The following is a 15,225-nucleotide window of genomic DNA, read 5'->3' on the forward strand; positions in this document are numbered from 1 at the left end:
GCGACCGGGGCGGTCGGGGCAGGTCAGAGGCCGCCGGTGTTGAGCAGCCGGTTGGGAGTGTCCGAGCGGACGCCGTGTACGACACCACGGGTGGCCGTGTGGTCGAGCCAGACGTGGACCTGGTTGGCCGTGGCGTGGGGGTGTGCCGACAGGTACAGCGCGATCACGCCGGTCGCGTGCGGCGCGGCCCAGGACGTCGCGCCGTCGTTCTCCGTGGTCGTACCGCCGCCGGCGAGGGCGGCGGTCACCTTCTGGCCGGGGGCGTACAGGTCCACGCACCGTCCGTAGCCCGATCCGTAGGAGCCGCCGTCGCTCCACGGGCGGTCGTTCGAGGTGGAGGCCGCCACGACGATCGTGCCGGGGACGCCGGCCGGGGAGTGCTTGCAGGCGTCGTCATGGAAGTTGCCGGCCGACACCACTGTCGGGATCCCCGCGTCGACCATCTTCTTCACGGCGGACTCCACGGCCGCCGACCGGTGGTCGAAGTTGAGCGACATGTTCACCACCGCGGGCTTTTGCGCGTGCGCGGTGACCCACTTGACCGACTTCACCACGGCCGCCTCGGCCGCCGCCGGGGAACCGCCGCCCTCGCTCTCGCACAGGACGCCCTGGACCCGTACGAGCTCCGCCTTGGGCGCCACCCCGTACCTCGTCCCGCCGATGATGCCCGCGACGAACGTGCCGTGGCCGATGCCTCCTTCGCTGAAGCAGTCACCGGAGTCCTTCGCGCCCACGAAGTCGGCGCCGAGATGGGCGCGTCCGCCGAACTCCTTGTGAGCGATGTCCATCCCGGTGTCGATCACATAGACGTGAACGCCCTTGCCCGTGGCGGTGGTGGTGAACTTCCCGTTCAGCGGCCGCGACCGCTGGTCCAGAATGTCCAGGTTCCACGGCACGTGCCGGGTGATGGGCGACGCCGCGGTCTGCGCGATCCCGGACGACTTCCCCACGATGCCGGGAGACGTCGGCGCAGAGCCGGAGGACGCCTTGTACCCGAAGGGCGCCACGGACTCCCCCTTCGCGTGCGCGGGGAGCGTCCCGCCGGTGCCCCTGGGCGCAGCTCCGGCTTCCCCGCCGCAGGCCGAGGCCCCGAGCACCGTCGCCATGGCCACCATCAGAAGACCGGCCTTCGTCACGTTCCGCGTCACAGCGTCCCCCATATTCCCGCTTCGTACACAGTCAGCGCACAAGACGACCACAGGGGGCGGACGGTTCCGGCGGGGCGTGGGAGTGGGTCGGTTCATACGCTCGACGGAATCCTGTCCGGCCGGGCATCAGTGATTCCAAATGTTGCTTGTCAGGCTGCGAGAACGCTGGGCGGCACGGCTTCGCAAGTCGGTACATCGCACGCGAGGGCCGCGAGGACGCTGACCTGGCGGCGGGTCAGGGCGAGGACGGCCTGGATGTGGTGCTTGCCTTCGGCTCGCTTGCGTTCGTAAAACCGGCGCGGGAGTCCTCGCAGTGACGGATGCTGAACAACGCGGAGACGTAGAAGACTCGTTGGAGCAGGCGGTTGTAGCGGCGCGGGCGGCGGAGGCGACGGCTGATCTTGCCGGAGTCTCGGGGCACGGGAGCAACGCCGCCGAAGCCGGCGAGGCGGTCAGGAGTGCAGAAGAGTGCTTTCGTCGATCGCCACGCAGTGGTGGTGGGGCCTGCCTGCGTCGCAGCCGACCCAGATCACTGCCATGGGGTGCCTCCGTACGGTGTGCTGCTGGTGCCTCGCGACGGACGGCCTCGCTGTCCATTCGCTACAGAGCGATCGTTCGCAATTCCTAGTTGGCAGCCGAAGGGAACATGCGGGTCCTGATATAGCCATTTTGTTGAAACCGTGCTGGCCGGAGTCCGACACCCAGGTTCGGGGTGCTCGGGTTGCAGCCCGTTGCACCGCGCGTGAGCATTGTAGGTGCAGAGCCTCTATTTGGAGATTCCACCCTGCAGGTCTCCGTAGGGCGGCGCCCTCTCTTCGTGTCAGTCTCGTGATAGAGCATTGCGAGTACCCGGAATGCTGAACCGTTTGGGGCTTGGTGATCTGAAACCGGCTTCCTGCTCCACGCGGACCGAGTAGCACCGATCGGTTTCTGCGAGTGCGTCATCTTCGGGACCAAGGACCGGATGGGCTTGTCGCTGAGGATGACAGGTGGGTTATGGAAACTAGGGTGACGTAGGCCATTTGGGGTTCGCGTACAGGAGTGGGCGCATGGAGAGTGAATGGATATGGTGCGAGAACTGCGGTAGTCGACAAGAGAAATCTTCTGACGTGCACGCGTGCGCTCGCTGTGGTTTCCGGTTCGACCCCTCGGATTCGTATGAGGAACCCGTGCCCGAACCGGTGCAGCCACCCCGGATCTTTCCTCCCCCTCCTCCACCTCCTCCTCCTCCTCCTCCGAAGGAAAGCGGCATTGTGGAGGGGACGGTGCGCGATGTTCAGACCCGAACGGAGGGCGGTGGTAAAGATACGGCAAGCGTGTTCGTTATGAATTTCCGGGTAGAGGAATATGACGATGCCACGGCTCGGGTGACGCTCGTGCCGATCGAGATGAGAGGGATCATATTCGAAGGCTCCGTGGCCAACGGTGACCGGGTTCGCGCCAGTGGCCGGATGCGGTCCGGGACGCTACGCGTGAAGAAACTGCATAACCTGACGACCGGCGCGGACGTCTCTGCCAAGCAGTTTTCGAAAATCGGGTGCGTCATCTTCCTGGTCTTCGTTGTGTGCATGGCCGTGTTCGTGATTGTGGCGTCGAGCCGACCATAGTGAGTGTCGTCGAAGGCCCGACCGAGAGGCCACCGCCCCACCGCCGGTGCACATAGCCGTTGGGCGGCATCTTCCGCGGTCACTGCCGTCGATGAGGGAACGGCACTCGCAGATCCACCATGTGGTAGTCGGTGGAGTCCTGGGGCAGTACGACCGCCAAGGGCGCGTAGTGATAGTCGATGCCATGTGGTCGCTTCGGTTGAGGTCGGCCGTTGAGCCCGGTGGGCCACTCGACGTCACCGGTGACGACCCGGACCGGGATCGTCCAATAGTCGCCCCGGCGGTACTGCGGGGCCCGCTCGACGTCTCCCTCGAACCGCACTTCGATACCGTCCTCGAGCGGGAGCCAGGTGCCCTCCCTGATCTGCTGGGTACCCTCGCTGTTCACGCCCGTGAAGGTGCCGTTGTCGCGCTGCTCCCTTTCCGCCGTCCCGTGGTCCCATCGGCGTAGAAGCGGGTGACGTCCGGGGATCGTTCCGGCGTCCGGCTGGTACGGATCCTGGGCCGGCTCGTCGTCGAGGACGACCTTGCGCCTGGCTTGGTCGATCTCCTTGATGGTGTAGAGACGGGGGCACTCCTGCTCCCACGAGTCGGCAGCGGCCCGGCAAACGGAGGCGTCGTCGACGATCTCGACCACGTCGTCGATTTCGAGCCCTAGTTTGTCGTCCCGGCCGAGCGTCTCCAACTCGATCGACGCACCGCTGACCGCCCTGATCGGCAGAACCACCGAGCCGTTCTCCCGGGACCACTTGAACGTCGCGGTCTCGGCGGTACCGCCTTGGTGGACCTCGACCCGGTACAGCTGATTCTCCGGCCCGCGATAGCCGGACTGGGGTGGCAGATCGCAGGGCGTGCTGTTGCCTTCGGGGTTGCGGACACGGGCGGAGAGCAGGGGGCGAGGCCTGAACCTTCGACTGATCTGGTCGCGCAGGAACTGCGGTCCGCTCGTCATGTCGGGAATGAAGGATTCAGAGTTCAGAGACATCCAGCACAGCTGCCAGACCACCCGGGTGCGGACCGTCGTGTCCGGGCCGTGGAGCCCCAGAGCGACCTCGCGAATGCGGGGCGCCTCGACGGCCGTGACCAGACGCTCCCAGACCCGCAGGTAGACCATGAACGGGCTTGTCGGTAGCTGGTCGCGCTCCCGCCCTGGGTCGAGGTAGCCGTCCGGCTGGCTCCAGTAGTCGGTGCCGTCGCATTCGCAGAGGATTCCGTCGACGTAGATCCGGCCCGGCGTCACGGTGAAGTTGTTTCCGTCGAACGTGTCGAGGCAGAACCCACCCGTGCTGTGACCGCCTGGGCCGGAGGGAAACGCGGCCGGTCCGAGCAAGTCGGCGGCCAGGGTGCGCATGTAGTGCAGGAGGATCGCTGTCTGCTCGTTGATCTCGGAGTCGAGCTGCACCCGTCCCTGCTGGGAAAGGACGGCCGAGAACCGTTGGGCCGGGTCGAAGGTGACCCGCGAGAAGTCTCCCTGCATGCTGTTGTGCTCCCTGACTGAACGACGCGGGCAATAGTGGACAATGACGGAGGGTCGGCTCGCCGCCGGGGCGACGCTCTCAAGTGGCGAAAAAGACTCCCGCGTTGCACCCCGCCGGGGTGTATTCGGCGAGGCGGGCGTACAGGTTGTCCTGACGCTGCGGACGGAACAGGTCGTGGAATGCCCCCGGCTCCGACCCGTCTTCCGCTGCGCGCCGGATCTCCTCGGCGCAGGTGTCGGCGAGTTGGACGTAGTCGGGTGTGCCGTACCGGGTGCCGGCGAACTTCAGGACGACGTGGTCCGGGTCGCCCGAATGCTCGGGCTGGCAGTACAAACGGCGCGGAGTACGGGAGTCGGGCGGCAGCCAGCAGAAGCGCACACGGCCTTGTGTCTGCCGGGCGATCCGGACGTCCCCGTCCAGCAGACAGTTCTCCAGCGTCCCGACGGCACGTGTGTGGACCGAGCCGATGACGGTGGTACGCCGTGCCGTGAGGACGGCGTGTGCGCATCGCCCCTGCGGACCGGCCAGCGCTGCGAGCTCCCGGTGGGTGGCGTCGAGCACGGTGTCGGAGAGGAAGAGCCGACTGGGTTCGGTGACTTCCTCGTCCTGGATGATGACGATGCTACCGAGAATGCTGTGCTCGACCTCGACGCAGACCGGCGTGTTGATCAGCTCCAAGGCTGCCTCTTCGGGCGCCCGTGGCAGGCCATGCGGGTCGAGGTCCCAGCCGGGCACGAACGTGCAGTGTCGGATCACGAGTTGTCCCACCTTGCCCCGGAGCTGGATGCTGCCCCCGGTGACCATGAGTCCGTCGATGACGATGCGGGGCAGCGGCCCCTCGCCCGGCCTGGTGCCGGTGATCCGCAGGGCGGCGTCGCGGTTCTCTGACGGGTCGAGCAGTGCGAGCACCGGTCGCGCACCGTCGGCGGCGCGCAGGGTGAGCCGGTCTCCTGGTTCGAGAACGACGTCCGTGAGGTCGTGATGGACATCGTTCCCGGTGATTTCGACGATCGCTTCGGCAGGTGAGGGCCGGTCCCGTTTCTCGGCGCGCCACCGTTCGATCGCGTCGGTGATTCGCTGGTACGGCTTACCCGGACCGACCTGGTAGCGAGCGACGGTTGGGCCGACGGCGTTCTGCGGACGGGGGTACTCGCCGCCGCCGAAGTCGCCAGCGAACGCGTGATGGTAGGTCACCCGGACGCCTCGCTCCAGGTCCGTTTGCTCGGGAAACATGATGCGTCCGAGAACCGGGTCGAGGGCCACCTGTCCGGGGCGTGGGGAGTAGCTCCACTCGGACAGGTCTGTGGACACGATGCGGTCGAGGGGTACTACGTCACGGTCGGGGTCCGGTCCGGTCCATACGCACAGGCTCTTGAGCGGGCCGTAGTAGTCGTAGAGCCGTTCGGTCAGGGCCCTGCGCCGGATGGGCGCCGGGACGTTCATCTCGTCCGCGACATGGCAGGCAGATGGTTCGGGAACCGGCTTGGTGAACAGCTGGGTGTCGTTGCCCAGGATGCTGAAGGTGTAGCACGATCCGGCCTGGTTCACGCAGGACGCCGGGGCCCGGGTCACCGCATGGGCCCGCAGGCGCCATACGTGGAGGCCGACCCCCGGGATGCCGTAGCGGCCCTCGCGGCGGGTGGAGTCGGTGCGGGGGACTTCGACGGTGTGGGCCAGTTCGTCGAACGGCCCGTCGATTCGCTCCAGGGCGTCGATACGGCGCAGGTCGACCAGGCCGCCGCGGCGCAGCCGCCGCCGTGCGTCGTGGCCCTCGGTGGCGTAGCGGCGGATCGGCTGGGTGACGGCGAGCAGACGGCGGTATTCGACCGCCCGGCTGGGCCAGTCCGCCACGTCGGCGGCGAGGTCCTCGAGCAGGGCGAGGGTGCCTTTGCGGCGGCGGTTGGCGACGGTGTTCGCGACCTCTCTGCGGGGCACGGCTGCGGCGAGCAGCCCGTGCGCCGGTGAGGAGCCGTCGGAGAGGGCGGCGGTCGTCCCCGGCAGCGTGCGGTAGCCGACGAGGTCGCCGAGGTAGGGCACCACCCAGTCCTCGCAGGTCTCGATGAACCAGTTGTCGTGGAGCTGCTCGATGTCGTCCTGGACGATGCGAGCCTGTTCGGCGATGACCGAGAGGAGTTCGTACAGCCTCCTGCCGTGGTTCGCGTCGAGCCTGCGGTGGAGGGCCGGCAACAGCGCGTACAACTGGTCGGGATTCATGGGATCCTCCGCAGGACGAGGGTCTCGGGCAGCGACGGATCGAGGAGTACGAGCTGGGCGGGGCGCAGTGCGCGCCGCACCACCATCGCGGAGCCGGGGTCTGGGGAGATGCCGTCGGGATTCAGCAGGGCGAGTTGCTGTTCGGTGAGTCCGTTCACCGCGGCCACCGATGCTGTCGTTTCCCCGGGGGCCGGTGTGTAGAGGGAGTCGCGGTATCCCGCGGGGTGGCCGGGCACGCAGGGGGCGGCCGTGAGTTTTTGCGCGAATCGGATGACGCCGGCCGCGTCGACGTCGTCCCCGACACCGCCGAAGGCGTCGACATCCACAAAGTCGACCCCGGGGACAGTCTGCGCTGCGGCGATGGCGCCGCTGAGGAAGACCGGCTGGGCGAGCTCTGCCGCGGCGAATCCCAGGCGGGCCGTCAGGGCGTCCCGGACCGCCTGTTCGACCATGTCCCGCGAGTGGTCGGGCAATGTCCGGACGCCCAGTGACAGGACGAGCCGTACCCGTTCGCAGGCTTCCACGCGCACCGGCAGCGCCGGATCACCGTACTGGCTCAGGGCCGACTGGAGGGCGTCCAGGAGGAGTGAGCCGCCGTCGAGGGGGGCGTCGCCGGCGGCGGCGATCGTGACGTGCACGAGCTGGCGGGTGCCGTCGGGGCAGCGGCGCGCGGCTGCTTTGCCGACGCCGGCGAACGCCAGAGCGAAGTCCTCGTAGTCACGGACCGACACCAGTCGGTCGAGGGCGCTGAGCCGCAAGGGGACACTGCGGCGGGCCTCTTCGCGGCCGTCGGCGTCCGTGCCTCCGGTGGCGGGCAGTGGGTTGGTGACGCCGCTGACCCCAAGGGGCCTGCTGACCACGTGGTTGACCTGTCCCGCTGCGACATTGGCGGAGCTGCCTCCACCGATGCGGTAGTGGGCAGTCACGTTCTCCGCACCGGTCGGAAGTCGGGAGCCGTGGCGGCCGTCGCCGAATTCGACGGCCGCTGTGCCGTCGACACCCAGGCGCAGACGGTAGGCGGGAGTGGCCGGGTCGGCCTCGGTCAGATCGGCGATCCGGGGCCAGGCCACACCGGCGACCCGGACGGTCAGGGTTTCCTTTGCGCCGTCGGTCGTGCGGGCGGGGAGCCAGGTGAGTGGCCGTTGACGCAGCGGGAAGACCTGGCCCGCCTGCGTGGCGTCACCGCTGCCGAGGATCTCGTTTCGGGTCTCGCCCGCGGTCGCGAACACGACGTTGCCATGAATGAGCACGGTGTCCCGGCGATAGCGGTAGGAGAGTTTTGAGGTCAGAGCGAGCGTGCTGTGGCCGAAAGGGGTTGCGTCGAGTCCTTGACGCACTCCGCCGAGCATGACGAGTTCGATGCCCGGGACTCCGGAGACCTTCGGGATGTCGGTGCGTTCCCCGGAGACGATCAGCCAGCGACCGGGAGTCAGTCCTTCGTAGGTGCCGGCGAGTTGGATCTCGTCACCGGCGAGCTCGGAGGTGTCCGGGGGATCTGCGAGGTGAAGCGTCTCGCCGGCGGCCCAAACGGTCGTGGCGCGTCGTGCGGAGAGGTCGTCGGGATCTTCGGTCCACGGTCCGGCGAGTTGCAGACGGGTCACCTTTGCGGCGTAGTGCTCGTCAGCGACGGCGAGTTGCGCGACGGCGGTCACCTGAATGATCCGGGTCTTCGTCTGATCGTCCATCTGCTGCACGGCGATCCAGCTGCCTGGCAGGATCGTGTCGTACACCGCGTCCAGCAGGAGAACCTTCCCGTCCTCGGCGGAGCGCTCTTGTTCGGGCCGGTCGGAGGAATCTGCCGTCCTGAGCAGCCGTCTGACCCGTGCTGCATCAGGGATCGTCGCACCGAGGGGAGCTGCCTTCACGCGGAAGCACTGGACGCCCGGCGGATCGGCGGCGATGGCCGAGACGGTGCTCAGGGCACGGTAGAACGTCTCGGTGAGCCGGGGGTTGCTCGCGGTGAGCAGACGCGACATGGAGTCGGACTGCGGGCTGAAGAGCTCGGTGACGGGTGTGGCCATCTCACTGGGATTGCGAGGAGGCCGTGACGGGGACCTTTCGAGCGCGTGCAGGACCTGACGGCCCAGGTTGACGGCATCGACGAAGGGTTCCCCGTCCGAGCCGGTCGGGGAGTGCTTGCCAGCGGCGTCCGAGGGTGAGCCTGTCACCGCCTCGGCGGCAGTCCGGACGGCCGCGACCCGGGCACTGACCTTGTTCAGCAGATCGGCCGCGTGCGCCGTGTCGGCCTGGGCCCCGGAGAGCCGCTCCCGGAACTCCTGCAGTTTGTCGTCGAGTGTTGCCGCCAGTGCGTCCGGATCGCGCAGGATGTCACCCGCGTGCAGGACTTCGCGCAACCCTCTCAGGAAGTCCTCGAACGGTTTGGCCGGTAGCGGTTTCCGTGTCGCTCTGTCCACGTCCTCGCGAAAGGCCTGTACCTCGCGGTTCAACTGCTGGACGGGGCCCGGCGCCCTGAGGAGTACGGTGGTGCGCGCGCGGGACGGGTCCAGTCGAGTGCTCTCCACGAGACGGGTGATGTTCCGACTGGGGTCGCCGAACGTGAAGAGCAGACGGTCGCCCGCGCCGAGGTTGGGCTGCAGGCCCTCGAGTTCGAGCGACGGCATGGCCGCGGCGGCATCGGGATCGATCGACGCAGAGGCGGTCGCACGGACCGGAAGCTGGTTCCATTCGGCGCGGGCGTTGAGATCCTCCGCGGTCTCGAAGATCTGGGGCAGTCCACCGGGCGGCGGAGCGCTCTTGACCTGGGATCCGGCCGGGATGGTGCAGCGGGTGCCGGCATCGAGGGTGTAGGCGAGGAACGTGCCTGCGGCGAGTGGGGGACGAGGGCGGTGGCCGACCAGCCGTCCGAGCCTGACCAGGGACTCCTGCTCGGTCGCGGTGCGCAGGTATCCCTCGTTGGCGATCCGTTCCTGATAGAAGGTCAGGACGTCGGCGATCAGGGCCCAGCCCTCCACCAGGGCGATGGAGGGATCGTCGGGCTCACGGGTGGTCAGCTGGGCGAGTGACGCGTGAGCGGTGCTGGACAACCCGGCGAGCATCGACCTCAGGAAATGGTCGTAGGTACCCACGCGGTATTGCAGCTGGGGCAGGGCGGGCCGGTTCCAGACCTGTGCCGGAGTGGTGGTCGGCCGGGGGCCGGGGCAGCTGCCGCAGAGGCAGGCGGGGGGGCTCATCGCCCTCCTCGCAGGTCGAGGGTCACCCAGCCGTTCTCCGGTCGGGTGGGGTCGCCGTCGAGCCGGGCGATCTCCAGAGGACGCAGCCTGAGCACGCCGGAGGGCGGGACATCCGGGCCCGGACTCGCCCCGCCGTTCGTGAGACGGTGCAGACGGCGCAGCCGGGTCACCTCGGCATGGCGGACGCCGGGAATCGCGGCCGCTGCGGCGACCAGCGCACTCGTCCGTACCGGCGTGCCGAAGGTGAGGGCGTCGGGATCGAAGAAGCCCAGTCCACCGTCGGGTTGCGGGCCGGGGCGCAGGGCCCGCAGCAGGGCTTGGCGGACATGACCGGCGATGTGATCGGGGTCGACGAAGACGGTGAGGGCGACGTCGAGGGGCACTTGAAGGGCAGGTCCGGTGACCACGTCATGGCCGATGCGGCGAAACCTGTGCAGGGACAGCCGCACCTCCTCCGACAGTCTGTGCGGCAGATCGGACGTGCCCTCGGCGTCGAGTGCGACGTCGGCCTCGTACCAGCTTCCCGTCCAGCGCAGGGTGGCGGCGGCCCGTTGTACTCCGGGGTGACGGGTGGCGAGGGTCTGGTAGTCCTCGGCCGTGACGGCCCGCAGCAGTTTGCGCAACGGCTCGCGTGGTGCTGCCAGCCGCACGTGCGCGACGGGTTCGGGGTCGGTGCCACCGGTCGCGGGCAACGGATTGCGAACCCGGACGACGGCGTCCAGCAAGGTGGAGCGGGACGCGATCCTGTTGATGGCTTCGCTGCCGACGTTGCCGGCCCGGCCGTGGCCGGTGCGGTAGGAGGCCAGAAGGTTCTGTCCCGGAGGTGGTGCGGTTCCGTTCCGGCCGTCTCCGAACCTGAGGTTGAGCTGTCCCTGGTCATCGGTCTCGCCCACCACATGGCGGTCCCGAGGGCCGCTGGCCAGCAGGTCGCGACGTGGCGTCCAGGCATCGGTACCGCTATCGGTGCCCGCGGCCCAGATCCGTACGGCGGGCAGGGCCTCGCGCGGGTCGGGACGCAGCGCGGCGCACGCCGGGCCGTGCAGTGCGGGGTTGTCCGGGTCGATCAACCAGGCGGCGTCCTCGCCCCAGGTCCGGGTGAGTTCCCAGCCGGTGTCGGCAGGCTCGAGCACATAGCCGGACCGGGCTTGTCGGGCCAGTGCTTCGAGGCGGCGGAGTTTGGGATCCAGGTATTCGTCGAAGCGCGAGAGCAGCCAGGCGAGGTCGAATCGGGGATCCTCCTCGTCGCGCACCCTGGCGAGGAGGCCCGCCTCGAACAGCGTTTCCAGGAAGTCGCGGTCGGCTGGGGACAGGGCGGCACCCGAGCGGTGCATGTTGCTCAGCCGTTCTTGGGCGCGGGTGGCCAGGTGGGACAGCTGTCGGTGTTGCCCGGCGCAGACGTCTGCGGGGCGTGGGTAGGGTGCGCACCAGGTGACCTGCGCACCGGGCAGCGGCGGCGCGAAGTGACGGATGCTGCGCGCGGGGTCCCAACCCGGGCACCTTTGCTCGGGGCCGCGCTCGGCGGGTCCTTCGATCGTTTGGGGCCGGCTGTCGGGGCCCCAGGTGTTCTCGATGCCGTGCTCCACCAGAACCGCGTTCCCGCGGGCCACGGCGACGTTCTTCGGCGCACGGTCCGGTCCGCAGCGGGTGGTGAGGCACAACGGGAACGCGAGGGCGTCCTGGCGAGCCCATTCGACATCAAGGACCTTGGTCTTGTAGAGCACGTCGATGCCCTGGGTGACCCGGGTGAGGCGGACGGCCTGGCGGTGAGTGGGGTCGCGGTCCGCCTCACTGCCGGTCCAGGGGTCCAGGTTCTCCTCGAACACAATCACATCGCCGGGGGCGAGCAGCAGCGGGCGGTCCTCGCCTGTCTCGACCGGTCGCTGGTCCAGCAGTGTGGCCCGGGTGGTGCCGGCGGGCAGCCAGCACTCCTGATCACCCCAGGTCCACAGGCCGATGCTGTTGTGTTCGGGGCGCAGCACGATGTCCCGGCGGTCCAGTGGCCGGTACACCGGGTTGTGGCCGGCCGCAAGCAGCTCGGCCGGGATCAACGCGCCCGTCTGCGGGATGCGGCCCGGCGGGAAGGCAGTGAAGGCGAGATCGTCGGGCTGCAGGGTCAGCTGACTGCTGGTCTCGACACAGACGAAGGTGCGGGCCGCACAGCCGTCGTGCATCGGATAGTCGACCAGGCGGGCATGGCGTCGTACGGAGGTGCGCAGCCGTGCCGTGTCGAGGTACGCCTCGGTGGCCACGGCGTCCTGCTGGTAGCTGAGCTGGTCGCCGACGTGGGCGAGGAGTTCGACGATGGTGACGCCGATGTCGGGTGCGCGCCGCTCCGTCCATTCCGGCACGGTGAGGGCGAGTCGTTCGAGCAGCAGACGGCGAAAGCTCGCGTAGTCCTTGGCCAGGTAGTCGATGGCCGGTGCCGGGGGGATCTCCGGCGGAGCGGTGCCGCCGGCCGGGGTGCGGGCCGCAGTCTCGGGGTCGGCCTGTTGGAAGGAGAACTCGAAACAGTCGTAGCAGCGGTCGAAGCCGTGCCCGAGTGCGCGGAGCCGGTAGGTGGACCCGTCGCCCGGCCCCTCGAGCTCCACGGTCAGGCAGGTCGCCGGGGCGTCCCCGGACTCGGGGTCGGCCGGGCCGGTGACGGAGAGGACCCGGATGCCGTTGCCCCGCCGCCCGCCCTCGACACGGAAACTGTGCCGGTCCAGCCGCTCGGGGAGCCTGCCGAAGAAGAGGACGGTGAGACGGCGTCGGTCGGCGGCGACCGAGACACTCTCGATGCCGGCCAGCCCTGCATCCCGCACGGCGGCCCGTCGCTGCTCGTCGTCACAGAGCTGACGGGCGCTCATGACGAGGTCCCTCCGTGCATGAGCACGGTGTGACTCTCCCCGGTGGCCGTCAGAACGTAGTTGACGGAAACGGTCAGGGCCGACTCCTCGGTCCTGACGGCCAAGGACTCGACGGTGAGCAGGTCACCGAGCCAGTGCTGCAGGGCAGCCTGCGCGGTCATCTCGACGGCCGCCGCTAGTTCCGGGCCGTTCTGGGCGAATACCAGGTCGAGCAGACCGCAGCCGAAGTCCGGCCGGTTCACCCGTTCACCGGGGGTGGTGAAGAGCACTTGCTCGACCATGTCGCGGACATGGTCGGCGTGTTGGGTCGTCGCGGTTCGACCGCTCGCGTCGACGTTGTAGGGGAAGTCGATGTGCATCGCGCTCACGTCCCCCGCACCCGAAGCTGCATGGCCTGGACCATGGGCGGGCTGGGCGGTGTACCGACACCGACGCCCGCGCCGCAGCTCGGGGGCGGTGTCGGCTGGAGCAGCACCGGTAGCCCGTTGACCAGTACCCGGGTGGAGGTCTGGGTCCACCGGATACTTGTACAGGGCGGCGCCCCCAGGGAAGCCGCCGGGAAGCCGCAGCCGAGGACGACGAAGGTGTCCGCCGTCGTGGCGACGGGCTGCCTGCCGACGAGCACCCGCTGCTGGGCGGGTGCCGGAGGGTTCGCGGACCCTTGGTGGGCGCACGTCACCGTGGCACCGCTGTGGAGAATCAGGCCGGGCATCTCGTTCTCCTCACTGCACCGTCAGCGCTTCGCCGTTGATGCACACCCGGTTTCCCTCGAGCTTGATGCTCGCGAGCCCGGGGCCCGTACCGCACGAGATCTCGATGGACGTCTCGTTGATCTTGATGAACGGCCCGATGGCGCCGTGGAGTTGCAAAGTGATGGCCCCGCCGCCGGTCGGTCCGCTCTTGTCACTGATGACCAGGGCGTTCTGGGAAGGTGTGGCGAGCACGATCTGCGGGACCCCCGGCGGGGTGGACTTTGCGGCGGGCGGCACCTCGCCCGCGCCGCCTCGCCAGAAACCGGTCCACACAGCTTTGTTGAGGTCGCCTTCGAGGAACTGCAGCCACACCCCGGAATTCTGCAGCGGCACGACGTACATGCCGCTGGCCGTCCCCGCCACCGGAGACAGTGGCGTGGCCCAGATGCACGGGTCGTCCCCGAGGACCTCCGACACTCGCACCAGCAAGCGCCCCATGCCGGTGGTGTCCACGTTGGACACCACCACGCCCTGATAGAGGCCGTGCCATTTCTTCACGGACTGAGCCGTCACGGGATCACCACCGGTGTGTTGGAGACGAGAGCGTCTCGGGTGAGGGTGAAGCTCTGCTTGTACGCACCGCGGGCGATGTCGTGCGTGACACTGCGCACGTAGTAGAGGCCGTCGTAGGTCAGGCCCGCGCCGCGTACCCCCACGAGGTTGCGGGCGCTGAGCACGTGTCCGTAGCGCAGTACGTCGAGTTTGCCCTGACCGGTGACGGCGTCGGCGGACTTGGCGGTACGGCTCAGCCCCAACAGCAGAGTCTCCGCGAGCGACCGGCCGGTCTGTCCGGGCAGTGGTTCCTCGCGCAGAACCGGGGCCGGCCGCAGAGCAAGGGGTGGGTGGAGCAGACTGACGTCGGGTACCGGTACGGGTAGATCGACCTTGGTGACGGGTTCGACGCGGCGGGCCGTGTACCGGGTGTGGGACAGTCCGTCGAAGCCGAAGGTCAGCGATTCGACGTTGCCCGCCGTCCCGGAGTCGACCGTGAGAGCCGGCTGCGGCAGACCCGCACGGACCTCCGGACCCCAGTAGGCGATGCTCACTCCTGGAGCGGGGCCGGGTTCGATGAAGAACACGTAGCCGACCTCGTCGGCGAGCGAGCGGAGATAGGCGAGGTCGGTGGCGGACTGGACCGGGACCTCGATGGCCGGGTTCGGAAGGTTGCTGATCACCGGCGGGACGGCCAGCGGGACAATTCCGTACTGCGCGTATCCGGCGCACACCAGCATCACCCGCAGGTGGTGCGGCAGGCCCGGATAGCAGCGCTCGACGTGCCGGAGGTCCATGAGCAGCGACAGATCCTCGCCGGTCAGTGTGAGGGTGGAACTGCCGGGGGCCTGACCGGGGTTCATCTCCTGACGGGTGATCACCCCGTCCATCAGGACATGCGGCAGGCCGGCGACCACGGCCACCACAACCACCCGGGTCTTGGGATCGAGCAGCCCCGTGGGCAGCATCACCTGAGTCACTGGCGACCGCTTGCTCACCGCGAAGGTCAGCTGGAAACCGCTGGCCGAACCACTGGACGAGGTGACCTGAACCGACTGCAGGGCGTCGATGAGGGCGGGAGGTGCGGGCGCCGGCACCACCTTTCCCATGAGCAGCATCAGCTGGAGGCTGCGCGTCATGACGGGGCCGGGCCCATGGCCATGGGCAGGCTCCCCGGCACACCTGCCGGAAGAGCGATCCGCAGCCGACGACCGGGCACTGCCGTGAGATCGTCGGGCCGCATCGCCCCGTTGGCATCGGCGATCCGCCACGCCTGGTCCGGGTCGCCGTACTGCCTGGCCGCGATCCGGTCCAGCCGGTCGCCGGGTGCGACGACCTGAGCGCCGACGGACATCAGATCGCCCGGCTGCGGCAGGAACCGACGCCGCACATAGGTGACGGTCCGTCCGTCAGGCGTCATCAGGGTCGCTGTGGCGATGCCGTGGTACCTGCTGGTGGGGTCGAACATTCCTACCTCTCGGGGTCGTCCCGTGGCAC

Annotated in this window: 10 protein-coding genes and 1 pseudogene; 1 reads left to right on the forward strand and 10 read right to left on the reverse strand. The window is 68.7% G+C overall.

The window, feature by feature from the left end; all coding sequences use genetic code 11:
* Positions 1 to 23 precede the first annotated feature (23 nt).
* Positions 24 to 1,160, reverse strand: coding sequence for a S8 family peptidase (locus ACZ4N5_RS30545; protein WP_467760269.1), 1,137 nt, complete (start codon positions 1,158 to 1,160; stop codon positions 24 to 26).
* 137 nt (positions 1,161 to 1,297) lie between these two features.
* Positions 1,298 to 1,614 (reverse strand): annotated as a pseudogene (locus ACZ4N5_RS30550) (transposase); the annotation flags it as partial.
* 799 nt (positions 1,615 to 2,413) lie between these two features.
* On the opposite strand from ACZ4N5_RS30550, the gene ACZ4N5_RS30555 reads away from it, so the two are divergent.
* Positions 2,414 to 2,755 (forward strand): hypothetical protein, encoded by a 342-nt coding sequence (locus tag ACZ4N5_RS30555; RefSeq protein WP_467760270.1) that lies wholly within the window; start codon positions 2,414 to 2,416, stop codon positions 2,753 to 2,755.
* A 79-nt stretch (positions 2,756 to 2,834) separates the two neighbouring features.
* Here ACZ4N5_RS30555 and ACZ4N5_RS30560 read toward each other — a convergent pair whose 3' ends face one another.
* The 8 genes from ACZ4N5_RS30560 to ACZ4N5_RS30595 all read right to left on the reverse strand — a co-directional run bounded on the left by ACZ4N5_RS30560 (position 2,835) and on the right by ACZ4N5_RS30595 (position 15,196).
* Entirely contained in the window at positions 2,835 to 4,232 is a 1,398-nt protein-coding gene (locus ACZ4N5_RS30560) for a DUF6519 domain-containing protein (protein ID WP_467760271.1), read from the reverse strand.
* A 79-nt stretch (positions 4,233 to 4,311) separates the two neighbouring features.
* Complete coding sequence (locus ACZ4N5_RS30565) at positions 4,312 to 6,447, reverse strand: hypothetical protein (protein WP_467760272.1); 2,136 nt, start codon at positions 6,445 to 6,447, stop codon at positions 4,312 to 4,314.
* Complete coding sequence (locus tag ACZ4N5_RS30570) at positions 6,444 to 9,638, reverse strand: putative baseplate assembly protein (RefSeq protein ID WP_467760273.1); 3,195 nt, start codon at positions 9,636 to 9,638, stop codon at positions 6,444 to 6,446. The genes ACZ4N5_RS30565 and ACZ4N5_RS30570 overlap by 4 nt, the downstream gene beginning before the upstream one ends.
* On the reverse strand, positions 9,635 to 12,484 hold the full coding sequence (locus ACZ4N5_RS30575) for a putative baseplate assembly protein (RefSeq protein WP_467760274.1): 2,850 nt from the start codon (positions 12,482 to 12,484) through the stop codon (positions 9,635 to 9,637). The genes ACZ4N5_RS30570 and ACZ4N5_RS30575 overlap by 4 nt, the downstream gene beginning before the upstream one ends.
* On the reverse strand, positions 12,481 to 12,843 hold the full coding sequence (locus ACZ4N5_RS30580) for a GPW/gp25 family protein (RefSeq protein WP_467760304.1): 363 nt from the start codon (positions 12,841 to 12,843) through the stop codon (positions 12,481 to 12,483). Before ACZ4N5_RS30580 ends, ACZ4N5_RS30575 begins: the two co-directional genes overlap by 4 nt.
* A gap of 363 nt (positions 12,844 to 13,206) precedes the next feature.
* Positions 13,207 to 13,749 (reverse strand): phage baseplate assembly protein V, encoded by a 543-nt coding sequence (locus tag ACZ4N5_RS30585; protein ID WP_467760275.1) that lies wholly within the window; start codon positions 13,747 to 13,749, stop codon positions 13,207 to 13,209.
* The gene (locus ACZ4N5_RS30590) at positions 13,746 to 14,867 is read right to left on the reverse strand and encodes a hypothetical protein (RefSeq protein WP_467760276.1); all 1,122 of its coding nucleotides are present in this window, start codon (positions 14,865 to 14,867) and stop codon (positions 13,746 to 13,748) included. Before ACZ4N5_RS30590 ends, ACZ4N5_RS30585 begins: the two co-directional genes overlap by 4 nt.
* Positions 14,864 to 15,196 carry a hypothetical protein gene (locus tag ACZ4N5_RS30595; RefSeq protein ID WP_467760277.1) on the reverse strand — a complete coding sequence of 111 codons (333 nt, stop codon included), beginning with the start codon at positions 15,194 to 15,196 and terminating at the stop codon, positions 14,864 to 14,866. The genes ACZ4N5_RS30590 and ACZ4N5_RS30595 overlap by 4 nt, the downstream gene beginning before the upstream one ends.
* Positions 15,197 to 15,225: the final 29 nt, after the last annotated feature.

This window comes from Streptomyces sp. NPDC026500, assembly GCF_055567635.1.

What these genes read in the sequence shown, in the direction of transcription:
- ACZ4N5_RS30545 (WP_467760269.1), bottom strand. Translation starts at nt 1,160, where the DNA reads ATGGGGGACGCTGTGACGCGGAACGTGACGAAGGCCGGTCTTCTGATG.
- ACZ4N5_RS30560 (WP_467760271.1), bottom strand. Translation starts at nt 4,232, where the DNA reads ATGCAGGGAGACTTCTCGCGGGTCACCTTCGACCCGGCCCAACGGTTC.
- ACZ4N5_RS30565 (WP_467760272.1), bottom strand. Translation starts at nt 6,447, where the DNA reads ATGAATCCCGACCAGTTGTACGCGCTGTTGCCGGCCCTCCACCGCAGG.
- ACZ4N5_RS30570 (WP_467760273.1), bottom strand. Translation starts at nt 9,638, where the DNA reads ATGAGCCCCCCCGCCTGCCTCTGCGGCAGCTGCCCCGGCCCCCGGCCG.
- ACZ4N5_RS30575 (WP_467760274.1), bottom strand. Translation starts at nt 12,484, where the DNA reads ATGAGCGCCCGTCAGCTCTGTGACGACGAGCAGCGACGGGCCGCCGTG.
- ACZ4N5_RS30580 (WP_467760304.1), bottom strand. Translation starts at nt 12,843, where the DNA reads ATGCACATCGACTTCCCCTACAACGTCGACGCGAGCGGTCGAACCGCG.
- ACZ4N5_RS30590 (WP_467760276.1), bottom strand. Translation starts at nt 14,867, where the DNA reads ATGACGCGCAGCCTCCAGCTGATGCTGCTCATGGGAAAGGTGGTGCCG.
- ACZ4N5_RS30595 (WP_467760277.1), bottom strand. Translation starts at nt 15,196, where the DNA reads ATGTTCGACCCCACCAGCAGGTACCACGGCATCGCCACAGCGACCCTG.